General features: G+C 71.5%; 10 protein-coding genes. 4 read left to right on the top strand and 6 right to left on the bottom strand.

From position 1 onward, the window contains the following. Positions 1-140: 140 nt before the first annotated feature. The gene (locus tag GA0070561_RS09035) at positions 141-1,430 is read left to right on the top strand and encodes an MFS transporter (protein ID WP_167362366.1); all 1,290 of its coding nucleotides are present in this window, start codon (positions 141-143) and stop codon (positions 1,428-1,430) included. A 152-nt stretch (positions 1,431-1,582) separates the two neighbouring features. On the opposite strand, the gene GA0070561_RS09030 is transcribed toward GA0070561_RS09035, so the two are convergent. After that, positions 1,583-2,158 carry a maleylpyruvate isomerase N-terminal domain-containing protein gene (locus GA0070561_RS09030; protein WP_181539222.1) on the bottom strand — a complete coding sequence of 192 codons (576 nt, stop codon included), beginning with the start codon at positions 2,156-2,158 and terminating at the stop codon, positions 1,583-1,585. A 102-nt stretch (positions 2,159-2,260) separates the two neighbouring features. On the opposite strand from GA0070561_RS09030, the gene GA0070561_RS09025 reads away from it, so the two are divergent. Continuing rightward, positions 2,261-3,244, top strand: coding sequence for an AraC-like ligand-binding domain-containing protein (locus GA0070561_RS09025; RefSeq protein WP_167362365.1), 984 nt, complete (start codon positions 2,261-2,263; stop codon positions 3,242-3,244). A gap of 16 nt (positions 3,245-3,260) precedes the next feature. On the opposite strand, the gene GA0070561_RS09020 is transcribed toward GA0070561_RS09025, so the two are convergent. The 5 genes from GA0070561_RS09020 to GA0070561_RS09000 all read right to left on the bottom strand — a co-directional run bounded on the left by GA0070561_RS09020 (position 3,261) and on the right by GA0070561_RS09000 (position 9,872). After that, positions 3,261-3,737, bottom strand: coding sequence for a hypothetical protein (locus tag GA0070561_RS09020; protein ID WP_091398222.1), 477 nt, complete (start codon positions 3,735-3,737; stop codon positions 3,261-3,263). 84 nt (positions 3,738-3,821) lie between these two features. Further along, positions 3,822-5,621, bottom strand: coding sequence for a serine hydrolase domain-containing protein (locus GA0070561_RS09015; protein ID WP_091398218.1), 1,800 nt, complete (start codon positions 5,619-5,621; stop codon positions 3,822-3,824). 11 nt (positions 5,622-5,632) lie between these two features. Next, positions 5,633-6,922, bottom strand: coding sequence for an exo-beta-N-acetylmuramidase NamZ family protein (locus tag GA0070561_RS09010; protein WP_091398215.1), 1,290 nt, complete (start codon positions 6,920-6,922; stop codon positions 5,633-5,635). A gap of 9 nt (positions 6,923-6,931) precedes the next feature. Continuing rightward, positions 6,932-8,686, bottom strand: a complete 1,755-nt coding sequence (locus GA0070561_RS09005) for a glycoside hydrolase family 3 protein (RefSeq protein WP_208603717.1) — start codon at positions 8,684-8,686, stop codon at positions 6,932-6,934. A 322-nt stretch (positions 8,687-9,008) separates the two neighbouring features. Then, positions 9,009-9,872, bottom strand: coding sequence for an NmrA family NAD(P)-binding protein (locus GA0070561_RS09000; protein WP_091400079.1), 864 nt, complete (start codon positions 9,870-9,872; stop codon positions 9,009-9,011). 86 nt (positions 9,873-9,958) lie between these two features. Between GA0070561_RS09000 and GA0070561_RS08995 the strand changes: the two genes are divergently transcribed. Both GA0070561_RS08995 and GA0070561_RS08990 read left to right on the top strand, forming a co-directional pair. Next, positions 9,959-10,663: a TetR/AcrR family transcriptional regulator gene (locus GA0070561_RS08995; protein ID WP_091398207.1), complete on the top strand. Its 705-nt coding sequence runs from the start codon at positions 9,959-9,961 to the stop codon at positions 10,661-10,663. A gap of 356 nt (positions 10,664-11,019) precedes the next feature. Next, positions 11,020-12,402, top strand: a complete 1,383-nt coding sequence (locus GA0070561_RS08990) for an FAD-dependent monooxygenase (protein WP_244166190.1) — start codon at positions 11,020-11,022, stop codon at positions 12,400-12,402. The last annotated feature ends 72 nt before the right edge of the window (positions 12,403-12,474 follow it).

Genomic DNA, 12,474 nt, shown 5'->3' with positions numbered 1-12,474 from the left:
TCCCCGCGCCGACCGCCCGAACCTGTCGCGAACGGATCCGAACAGGTCCGAACGCCTGCTCCCGGCCTGGACGGCGCGAACGCGGATACGGTCTGGGCCGAGCGCCCAGACGACCGCCGGCGCGGGAGGGACGGGGCGAAGTGACCGAGCGCGCCGCGACGTACGCCGAGGTGTTCGCGGTGCGCGAGTACCGTCACCTGTTCGGTGCGTACCTGCTGTCCCTGGCCGGCGACCAGCTCACGGCCGTGACCGTGGCGTACCTCGTCTTCAGCGAAACCGGCTCGGCCGCGCTGGCGGCGGCCGCCTACGCCAGTTCCTACCTGGCCTGGCTCACCGGCGGACCGCTGCTGTCCGGTCTGGCCGACCGGTTCCCCCGACGAAGCGTGATGATCGCATGCGATCTTGGTCGCGCGGCGCTCATCCCGCTGGCGGCGCTGCCGGCCCTCCCCGCGCCGGCCCTGGTGCTGCTCCTCTTCGTGGTCAACCTGATGCGGCCACCGTTCGTGGCGGCGCGGGCGGCGTTGATGCCGGAGGTGCTCGACGGCGACCGCTACGCGGTGGCCAACGGCGTGGACAACATCTGCGCCCAGGTCGTGCAGGTGGTCGGCTTCGCCGTCGGGGGGAGTCTCGTGGCGTTGCTGTCGCTGCGCGGCGCCCTGCTGGTGGACGCCGGCACCTTCCTGGTCTCGGCTCTTCTGATCGGGATCGGCGTGCGTTCCCGCCCCGCGCCTCGACCGCCGTCGAGTCCGACCGGCCAGGGCCGGGCGGTCGGGCTGCGGGTGATCTTCGCCGATTCCCGGCTGCGGTCCTACGTGCTCGTCCTGTGGACGGCCAGCGCCTTCACCTACGCGGCCGAGGGGTTGATGGCACCGCTGGCCCGACAGTACGGCGGCGGCGCCGGCACCGTCGGGCTGTTGCTGGCGGCGGCGCCGTTGGGGATGGCACTCGGCGGGGTCGCGCTCACCCGGTTCTGTCCACCGGCGGCCCGGCCACGGCTCATCCTGCCGCTGGCCGCGATGTCGGCCGGGGTGCTGACGGTGGCTTGGCTCGTCCCTCCGCTGTGGTTGATGCTCCTGCTGTTGGTGCTGGCCGGCGCCGCGAGCGCCTTCGCCATCCCCCTGAACGCGTTGTTCGGCCGGGCGGTGCCGACGCAGTACCGGGGACGCGCGTTCGGGGTGGCCATCACCGGTCTCAGTGGGCTACAGGGGACGGCGATGGTCCTCGCCGGTCTGGGCGCCGACCGGTGGCCGGCCACCACGGTGATCGGGTTCAGCGGATTGTCGGGCGCGGTGGCGGTTCTCGCCGTCGTGCCGCTGTGGCCACGGCGACCCGACTCCAGACCCTCGACGTCCGAGTCTCCGGTCGAACAAGCCCGAACGACTCCGAACGCCGACATCCCTACCGCCGAAGCAGGCCGTGGCCGACGCTGAGGTCACCTGGCGGGCACGGGGGCCGTCACCAAGGGGAGAGGAGAAGGGCATGCGCAGCGTTCGCAACCGTGGCATCAGCTGGACCTGACCCTGAGGCTCCAACCGGGTGGTCGCCCGGCAGGCGGCCACCCACCCCTCAATGCTGGCGCGAGTCAGTCGACTGCGGCCCGCCAGCTCCAGGAGGTGCGCCTCGCCCGGCCGGGCAGCTCACCACGGCCGGTCATCCAGAGCAGCACCTCGGGCGCCGCCCCGGGCGGGGCGTCCGGGAAGAGTCGGCGCAGCACCAGCGCGCTCAGCCGCTGCGACGGCTGCCACGGCACACCGAGACCGAGGGTGATGTCGCGGGTGTGCAGCAGGGTCTCGGCCACGCCCATGGCGGCGAAGCCGGCCGGATCGCACGGGCCCCAGTGCCAGGCCCGCGTGTCCGGCGGGGCGGCGTCGACGGCGGCGGCGAGCAGCCCGGCGCAGGCCCGCACCACGGTGAGCACCTGCGCCGGGCTCGCGTCGGGGGAGACCCGCAGGTCGTACGGCAGATAGCCGTCATCCGGGCGGCCGGTGACCTGGCCCGCGTACGCCAGGAGGTCGTGCGCGACGTGCGCCGCGGTGGTCCAGCAGCTCCAGCTCAGCGAGCCGGCCGGCACCGACCAGTCGCGATCCCGGTGTGGCAGCAGCACCCGGGTCATCTCGTCGGCCGCCTCCCGCAGGTCGGCGCCGGTCACGGCCGACATTCGCCAACCCGCCGGGTAGCACCGGGCATGGGATTCCCATCGTGGGTAAAGACAGTCGAGGCATGCAAGAATTCATCCTCGCATGTGGGGGAGGCGAGCAGGGTGTTGCCCAACCTGGTGGTGGACACGACGGTCCTGCCCCCGGCGGACCGGTTCGCGTTCTGGTATGCCCTGGTCGCTCAGGAGACGGCGCCGGCGCACATCAGCAGCGGCCAGCTGGACAACTTCGTCGCCTACGTCCAGGCCATCGATCTCGGTCGCATTCGGATGACCTCGCTGCGGTACCCGTCCCTGGACGCGATCCGCCCTACCAAACTGGTTCGCAGCGCCGAAGGGGACGTGTACCAGCTCACGCTGCCACTGACCGGTCACAGCACCCTGATCCAGGACCGCACCGAGTCCACGCTGGAACCCGGCAAGCACTTCACGCTCCTGGACCCCGCGCGGCGGCACGTCGCCCGGCACCGCGCGGACGGCGCCGGTCTCGCCACCACGATCACCGTGCAGGTACCGCACGCGGCGCTGCCCCTGGCACCGGATCGGCTGCGCCGCCTGCTGGCCACGCCGATACCGTCACACCTCGGCGTGGGCGGCCTGCTGGTCCACCACCTGCGCAGCATCGCGGCGCACCCGGAGCAGTTCGAGCCGGCCCAGGCCGAGATGCTGGGTGGGGTGGCGGTGGACCTGCTCACCGCCACGCTCGCTCAGTACCTCGACATCGAGGACACCCTGTCACCGGAGGCCCGGCACACCGCGCTGCGGGCCCGCGTCGTCGACTTCATCGACCGCCACCTCGACAGCAACGAGCTCAGCCCGGGTAGCGTCGCCGCCGCCCACCACATCTCGCTGCGGTCGCTGCACCGCCTGTTCGAGGCGGAGGCGACGACGGTCGCCGAACTCATCCGCGCCAAGCGTCTGGAGCAGTGCCGGCGTGATCTCGGCAACCCGCTGCTGCGGCAGCCGGTCCATGTCATAGCCGCCCGCTGGGGTTTTCCGGACCGGGCCCACTTCAGCCGCCTCTTCCGTGCCCACTACGGACGTTCGCCGCAGGAATACCGCACCGGCGTCGCTCGCCAGGATCGGTGACCCGCCCGACCGGCCGCTACCGCCGTCGGTCGGTCGGATCGTCCGCGACGAAGTCCCGGACCGCGTCGCGGATGCTCTCGCCGTACGGGTCGTCGGGTAGCCGCACCAGGTGTTCGCGGGCTCGGGCGAGGTACTCGCGGGCCGGGCCGACGTTGCCCAGGCGTCGGTGGCAGTCGGCCAGGTTGAGGTACAGCGACGGCAGGAACGCCTGGACCTGGAGTGAGGGCAGGTATTCCTGGGCGCGTTCGTCGGTCAGCTCGGACACGGCGGCCAAGGCTCGTTCATCCCAGGCCAGTTCCGCCTCGGTGGTGTCCTGCAGGTCGGCGAGATAGTGCGCCAGGGTGCAGCGGTGCAGGGCGTCACCGGTGGGGCCGAGCTCGTCCCACAACGCGGTGAGCAGTTCCCGGGCCCGGGCAGATGCGCCGCTCTGGCCGAGCTGGACAGCCTCGATGATGCGGGTCATGGTCGGATCGGCGGTCGCCTGGTCGGTCATGTCACCGATGGTCGGGCCTCAACCCGGTCGAGGGTCAAATTGCGCCGCCCCTGGTTCGCGGGCGGCACCATCCCGTGCAACGTCTCAGCTCCGCGCCGGTGACCACCCGTCGGCGACGAACCGGGAGGCGTCGGCACCCTCGCCGGAGAAGAGCATGCCGTGCCGGTCCGCCGCTACGACCCGGTCGACGTAGACGCCACGCCCCTGGCCGGAGCCGTCGGTGCTGCTGCTGAACCGCAGGTGGGTGGCCTGATCGGGCAGCGCCACCGTGACCTGCCACCACACCCGACCCCCGTAGCCGGTGACCGTGCCGTCGGCGCTCCACCGGCGGGCGGCGTCGCGAAGCTGCATCGTCGCCGGCGTCCAGGTCTGACCACCGTCGGTGGAAACCTCGAATCGCGCGCTGTCGAAGCGGGGCTCAGTGTCGTACCAGAGCAGGAAACTCGCCGCCCCGCCACGGCCTGGCCGACGCAGCGGCGCCGTGAGCGTGCTCGTCGCGGAGTCGCGTGGGTTGGCCCGCCAGGCGCTGGCCGAGCGCGGCCGTACCGGCATCGCCTCCGCGAGGTCACGCGCGACGGCCCGTCGGGCGACGTTGTTGCTGCCCCAGCCCCGGTCCGGGTGCACCCGGTTGCTGAGCATGACGACGAACGAGTGGGAGAGCGGGTCGATGACGATCGACGTGCCGGTGAAGCCGGTGTGCCCGAAGGCCACCGGAGAGGAGAGCCCCATCATGTACCAGTGCTTGTTCAGCTCGAAGCCGAGCCCGCGGTCGCTCTCCGGGTAGGCCGACTCGAGCGGCGCGTTGTGGTTGACCAGCATCGCGCGCACCGTTTCCGAGCGCAGGATCCGCCGGCCGCGGTATTCGCCGCCGTTGAGCAGTGACTGGCAGAGCACGGCCAGGTCCGCGGCCGTGGAGAAGACCCCGGCGTGCCCGGCCACCCCGCCGAGCGACCACGCGTTCTCGTCGTGCACCTCACCCCACACCATGCCGCGTCCGGCGTACGGCTGGTATTCGGTCGCGGCGATCCGTGACCGCCGCTCCGGGCCGGGGTTGTAGCCGGTGTCGGTCATGCCCAGCGGCCCGCTCACGCCGTCGTGGACCAGGTCGGCCAGTGGCCGACCGGTTACCCGCTCCAGCAGGACGCCCAGCGCGATCAGCCCCAGGTCGGAGTAGACGTACTGGCCACCGGGCGTCGCCCCGGTGGTGAGCGGCGTGGCGAGCGCGGCGGCGAACCGCTCGGCCGGTGTCGGGTACCTGCTCCACAGTGGTGTGAACGCGGGCAGACCCGATGTGTGGGTGAGCAGCATCCGCACGGTGACCGCCGCCTTGCCGCCGGCGGCGAACTCCGGCACGTACCGGGCGACCGGCGCGTCCAGCTCCACCCGTCCCCGCTCCACCTGCTGCATGGCGACGATCGTGGTGAACAGTTTCGACACCGACGCCAGGTCGAAGATGGTGTCGGGACGGGTCGCGATCTGCTGGTCGGCGGGGAGTTCCACACCGACCAGGCCGGGTGGTGGCCCGACGGAGGCGTACTTCACGGCACTGCCCACGGCGGCGTGCTGAACGATCACACCGTCCTTGGCGGCCAGGACCACCGCGCCCGCGTACGTCGGGTAGCCGGGGTGGTCCGGGGTCGGCCGGAGATACGCCGCCAGGTCGGCGGGCAGGCGATCCACCTGGTCGGGGAGCAGTCCGACCTGGCGGGCGCTGCCGCGCCGCAACGTGTCGTGGCGGAACTGGATGTCGGCGGGGGTGATGGTCGGCGGGCCGGACGTGGGTGTCGCGGCGACCGCCCCGGTGGTGGGCAGTGCCGTGCCCAGGATCACCAGAGCGAGGCCGAGCGCGAGTGAGCCGAGCGGACGACGAGCCGACCTGGTCATGACCGCACTCCTCAGTAGAGCAGGTAGGGCCGGCGACGCCGGTTGAAGGTGGCCAGCTCCTCGGCCCAGGCGCCGACGACATCGTCCACGTCGGCTCCGGCGTCGATCTGGGTGCGCAGTCGCGGCGACCCGGTGAGCTTGTCGATCCAGTACGGACGCACGGTGTCCCAGGAGTCGCGTCGCCAGGCGAACGCCGGGTACCTGTGCGCCTCCACGAGCATGGCCACGCCGGTGCGGATCGGGTCGTACACGGCCCGGTCGACGACCTTGACCTCGACGCCGGCGCAGAGCTTGTTGAGCAGGTCCGGCTTCTGCCCGGCCGAGGTCGGCGAGAAGTACGCCTCGCGGAACTCGACCCCGGGCAGGTTCCGGGCGTTGAGCCGGTCACCCCAGTGGTGGTCGAAGTCCGTTGCCAGCCCGCCGATCAGCTCGAACGGGCGGCACGTGCCGCGCCCCTCGGTGATCGACGCGACACCCTCGAACAGCCCGGTGCCCGGGTAGACCAGAGCGGTGTCCGGGGTGGGCATGTTCGGGCTGGGCATCACCCAGGGCACGCCGGTGTCGGCGGCGAGGGCGTCGCGCTTCCAGTGCCGGCACCGCACCACGTGCAGGTCGACCGGTCGTCCCGCCTCGGCCGGCAGGAACGTGGCGTTGAAGAACCGGGCCAGCTCTCCGACGGTCATCCCGTGCTGCTGGATGATCTCCTTGAGACCCACGCCCGAGGTGTACGGGCTGGTCATCATCGGCCCGTAGGCCCGCCCGCCGACGGGGTTGGGCCGGTCCAGCACGACGTAGCGTCTGCCGACCCGGGCCGCGGCGACCATCGAGGTGTACATCGTCCAGATGTAGGTATAGAAGCGGACTCCGACGTCCTGGATGTCGAAGACCACGGTGTCCACCCCGGCCTCGGTGAACATCGCTTCCCACCGGGCCTGCGAGGCGCCGTACGCGTCGTACACCGGGATGCCGGTGCGTGCGTCGACGCCGGTTCCCTCGCTGCCACCGGCCTGGGCGGAGCCGCGGAAGCCGTGCTCGGGGCCGAACGCCGCGACCAGTTGCACCCGACCGGAGCCGTGCATCAGGTCGACGAGGTGCCGGTAGGACGCATCGACGCCGGTCGGGTTGGAGATGACGCCCACGCGCTGACCGGCGAGTTCGGCGAACCCGGACGACACCAGCTCGTCGAGGCCGGTGCGGACCCGACGGTCACGGGAGTTGGCCGCCGCCGGTCCGACACCGAGCGTCGCCGCCCCCAGCGCGCCCGCACCGACCGCGCCGACCAGGAAATTCCTCCGCTGCATGCTTGCCTCCTACCAGCTCAGGCCGTGGCCGTAGGGGTAGAGCACGGAGCCCGCCCCCTCGGCCGTGGGGATCGTGACGGGCAGCCGTCCGCTCGGGGACAGGTCGCCGTGCAGCGCGCGGACGAGGGCGTCCATCGCCGCGCGGGTGTACGAGTACGTCGCCAGGTAGGTGGTGACACCGGGCAGGTACGCGATGTCGTACGGGTCGCGGACGGCCACGACGATCACGGGTTTCCCGGTGCCCAGCAGCGCCGCGACGAGGCGCTGCTGGGTGGCTCGCGGGTCGGTGACGGCGGTGTCCCACGCCTTGTTCACGAGCACGACGGTGAGGTCGTGCTCGGCGGCCTGGCTCGCCGTGGCGGTGATCGTCGCGTCGGAGGGCAGGGTCGCCGGTCGGGCGGTGACGCGGGCACCACGCGTGGTGAATCCGGCGGCGACCGTCGCGACCGGGGCGAAGGCGGCGCTGTCCCAGCCGGTGATCAGGACCGACCGGTCGGCGTGGGGCAGGGGCAGCAATCCGGCATCGTTGCGGACGGCGGTGAGCGTCGGGTCGGTGACCTGGGTGACGGCGGCGAGGTGCTCCGGAGCGCCGACGGTCCGGACGGCCTTCTCGACGTCGACCAGCGGCGAGCGGGCGAGTCCCTGGCGATACTTCACGCCGAGGATGCGCCGGACCGACTCGTCGATCCGACGCTCGGTGAGCTCGCCGGTGTCGACGGCCCGCAGCACCGCGTCCCGCGCCAGCGCGAGATTCGGCGGCATCAGGAGCTGGTCGGCGCCGGCCTTGAGCGCCAGTACGGGCACCCGCTCGTCGCCGTACTTCGCCCGCACGCCAGCCATGTTCAGCGCGTCGGTGACGATGACGCCCTGGAAACCGAGCTCACCGCGCAGCACGCCGGTGAGGATCGTCGGCGACAAGGTCGCGGGGTCGCCGGACGGGTCGAGCGCCGGGACCACGATGTGCGCGGTCATGATCGTGTCGACACCGGCGCGGATGGCACGCTTGAACGGCGGCGCGTCGATCCGATCCCACTCGGCGCGGCTGTGGTTGATCACCGGGAGACCGGTGTGGCTGTCGGTGGCCGTGTCGCCGTGCCCGGGGAAGTGCTTCGCCACGGCGGTCACCCCGGCCCGGTCCTGGAAACCGGTGACCTGGGCGGCGGTGAGGTCGGCCACGAGGGTGGGGTCGGCGCCGAAGGACCGCACGCCGATCACCGGGTTGCCCGGGTTGACGTTGACGTCGGCGATCGGCGCGTACGGCTGTTGGATGCCGACGGCGCGCAGCTCGCGTCCGGTGACCTCCGCCGCCGTCCGGGCGGCCCGGGGCGACCGCCCCGCGCCCAGCGCCATCGACCCGGGGAACTGGGCGGCGGGGGAGGGCATTCGCACCACTGCGCCCTGCTCCTGGTCGGTGGAGATGAGCAGTGGCACCCTGCCCTTTGCCCCGTCGCCACGGGCAGCCGTCTGCAGTCCATTGGAGAGGGTGGCGATCTGCCGGGGGCTGTCCAGGTTGTGCGACCAGGAGAAGTAGCAGACGCCGCCCAGGTGGTACCGCTCGATCACCTCGGCCGGTGTCTCCACACCGAAGGCGGCGAGGTTCGCGGCCCGGTCCGCGGCGCTGGGGTCCGTGGCGTCACCGCCGTAGACGTAGGTGGCGAAGAGTTGTCCGACCTTCTGCTCCAGGCTCATGTGTCGCAGCGTCGACGTGACCCAGCCGTGCTCGGCGGTCGGTGGGCGCACCGGCGTGGCGGCTTGGGCAGGCACTGAAGCGAGGGTGGCCGCCAGTGTGGCCGCCAGGGCGGTCGCGGTAACGAGTCGGGTCTGCATAGACGCCTCTCAGTCCGGGTGGCTGAAACTTAGCTACGCGTCAGCCGCCCGTCAAGAAGACAACCTACAAATCCCCGCGGGCCGAAGGGCGAAAGGACACTCGATGCGAAGTCCGTCGACGGCGAGGCCGCCCTCGCCACGGTGCACGCCATGTCGCTCAGGCCGCTCACCGCAACCCTCATGGCCGTCGGTGGGCTGGTCACGTCGGCCTGGGTGCTGCTGGCCCTGTTGCGCTGACGACCACCGCGTCATCGACCCCTCATCGCTGGGCGACGATGGCCTCGAGCACCGTGCGGACGGGCGTCGGGCGGTGGCCGATGACCGCCTCCAGCGTCGGATCGGTCACCGCGAACTCCTTTTCTCGCGCCGCGCGGTACAGGCCGAGAGTGAAGTCGGCCGCCGCGGCGGGCATGCCCCGCTCGATGGCGGACGCCCGCCACTGGTCGTCATCCGCGACGACACGTTCGACGGTGCGGCCCGTGATGTCGCTGAGGATGGCGGCCACCGCTTCGAGGTCGAGCATCTCCGAGGCGGTCAGCGGTGCCGTGACCCCGTCGAGTACGCCATCGTCGGTGAGAGCGACGGCTGCCGCCTCGGCCAGGTCGGCGTGCGCGGTCCAGGAGACCGGGCCGTCCGCCGGCGCCACGAGTTGCCCGGTCTCCAGCGCCGTGCCGATGGAGAAGCTGAGCGTGCTCGCGTAGAACCCGTTACGCAGGGCGGTGAAGGGAACCCCCAGTCCGGCCAGGTGCTCCTCGGTCGCGGCGTGCGTGGGCTGGGCGGCGAAGAGCGAGTCCCGGGAGGCGGCCTGGTGGCTGGTGTAGAGGATTCGATTGACTCCGGCGGCGCGGGCGGCGTCGATGGCGGCGCGGTTCGCGACGAACGCGCCGGGGCCGCGGATGGCGGCGGAGACGATGAGGACCTTGTCGGCGCCCTCGAAGGCGTGCCCCAGCGTGGCCGGGTCGGTGAAGTCCGCGGCGCGCACCCGCACCCCGCGCTCGGCGAGGCCGGCGGCCCTGTCGACGTCGCGCACGCTCACGCCCACGACCTCGGGTGACAGGCGGTCGAGCAGCCGGTCGACGATCTGCGACCCCAGTTGGCCAGTGGCACCGGTGACGACGATCATGATGAACACTCCCTTGTTATCGGCGTTACGCCGCGAACGTTAGCATCGATAATTCATGGATAACAACTCACTGTTAGCATCGGTTCATGGTGACGACGCAGGACACCCGCGACGACGTCCGTGCGGGCATCGTCGCGGCAGCGACCCAACTGCTGCGCGAGAAGGGCGCGAACGCGGTGACGACGCGCGCCGTCGCCCAGGCCGCGGGCGTGCAGGCGCCGACCATCTATCGCCTGTTCGGCGACAAGGACGGTCTCATCGACGCCGTCGCCGAGCACGTCATGGCGACCTACGTCAGCGGCAAATCGGTCGCAGCGGACGGCGACCCGGTCGCGGACCTGCGCGCCGGATGGCGCGCGCACGTGGAGTTCGGCCTGACAAACCCCGAGTTGTACGCGCTGATGGCCACCCGGGGGAGCGGTACACCCTCGCCGGCAACGATCGCCGGCCTCGACGTGCTACGCCGCCGCGTCCGACGACTCGCCGCAGCCGGCCTCCTCCGGGTCGACGAGGAGCGCGCGCTGATGATGATCCACTCTGCGGGCAACGGAACCATCCTCACGCTGCTCGGAATGCCCACCGGGCAGCGCGACCTCGGCCTGGGCGAGGCCATGCTCGATGCCGTGCTCACCAGCATCCTGGCGACAACTCCGGTAACACCCGACACCACCGCGAACGCGGTCGCGGTGACCTTCGCGACCGTGCTGCCCGACCTCCCGGGGCTCACCGACGCCGAACGCGCGCTGATGGCCGAGTGGCTCCACCGATCGCTGACCCACCAGACGCCGTGATCACGTGGCGAGGAAACAACTCGACGGGATCACGCTGGGGGATATAGCTTGCAGGTGACCGCGACACCGCCCGAGGAGGTGAGACCCATGAACGTTGTAGCGATGTGGGTGCTCCCCCTTGCCGTCACGGTCGGGCGATTGACGTAGGTGTCGCCGGGAGCGCCTTGCCACCACGGCACTCCCGAGAGGCAACACCTATGCACCCTCCGCGATTCACCGCCGACGCACCGTCGACCGATCCGGTCGAGCGCGACTCCACGGTGGGCGACGTCCGCCCAGCATCGTCGGCCCTCACCACCGATCGTGCGCTCCACACGTACGACGTGATCATTGCCGGATGCGGGCCGACCGGTGCGATGCTCGCCGCCGAACTGCGGCTGCACGACGTGCGGGTCCTCGTTCTGGAGAGGGAGACCGAGCCGGCGTCTGCCGTCCGCATCGTCGGCCTGCACATCCGCAGCCTCGAGCTGATGGCGATGCGCGGGCTGCTGGACCGCATCCGCCCGCACGGGCGGCAGCGTCCGGCCAGCGCCTTCTTCGCCGCCATCGCCAAGCCCGCGCCCAAGGGCCTGGATTCCCGGTACGCCTATCTGTTGGGCATCCCGCAGCCGGTCATCGAACGTCTGCTCGAAGAGCACGCCATCGAACTGGGCGCGCAGGTCCGGCGCGGTCTGGCGGTCGCCGGATTCGAGCAGGACGACGAGGGTGTGACAGTCGCGCTGGCCGACGGGGAGCAGTTGCGCTCGCGCTACCTCGTCGGCTGCGACGGCGGGCGCAGCACGGTGCGCAAACTGCTCGGCGTCGGCTTTCCCGGCGAACCCGCCCGGACCGAGAGTCTGATGGGTGAGATGGAAGTGGGCGTCCCGCAGGAGGAGATCGCCGCCACGGTGGCCGAGATCCGCGAGACCCATCAGCGGTTCTGGCTCCGGCCCGCGGGCGTCGGGGTCTACAGCGTCCTGGTGCCCGCCGCCGGCGTCAGCGACCGCGCCGAACCGCCCACCCTCGACGACTTCAAACACCAGTTGCGCGCCATCGCCGGGACCGACTTCGGCGTGCACTCCCCGCGCTGGTTGTCCCGCTTCGGCGATGCCACCCGGCTGGCCGACAGTTATCGGGTCGGGCGGGTGCTGCTGGCCGGCGACGCGGCGCACATCCATCCGCCCATCGGCGGACAGGGCCTCAACCTGGGCGTCCAGGACGCGTTCAACCTCGGCTGGAAGCTGGCCGCGCGGATCCGCGGCTGGGCGCCGGAGGCACTGCTGGACACCTACCAGGCCGAACGCCGTCCGGTCGCCGAGGCGGTGCTGGACAACACCCGAGCCCAGACGGAGTTGCTGTCCACCGAACCGGGCCCACAGGCGGTGCGCAGGCTGCTCACCGAGTTGATGGACTTCGACGAGGTGAATCTCCATCTGCTGAAGAAGATCACCGCCATCGGCATCCGCTACGACTTCGGCGCCGGCCCCGACCTGCTCGGTCGCCGTCTGCCCGACATGGACATCAAACAGGGCCACCTCTACGGTCTGCTGCACCGCGGCCGCGGTCTGCTGCTCGACCGCACCGAACGCCTCACGGTTGGCGGCTGGTCAGACCGGGTCGATCACCTCGCGGATTCCACCGCGGCGCTGGACGTTCCCTGTGTCCTGCTGCGCCCCGACGGCCACGTCGCCTGGATCGGCGACGACCAGCAGGACCTGGACGACCACCTCTCCCGCTGGTTCGGCGAGCCCGCCCACTGATCTCGGGCCGGCGGCCTCGAGGTTGAGGAACTATCAGTGACCGGGCTCGGGGTGACCCTCTGGGTTGCCCCG

This window comes from Micromonospora saelicesensis, from assembly GCF_900091575.1.
Classification (GTDB): domain Bacteria; phylum Actinomycetota; class Actinomycetes; order Mycobacteriales; family Micromonosporaceae; genus Micromonospora; species Micromonospora saelicesensis.
This window is presented reverse-complemented; position numbering and strand designations above follow the sequence as displayed.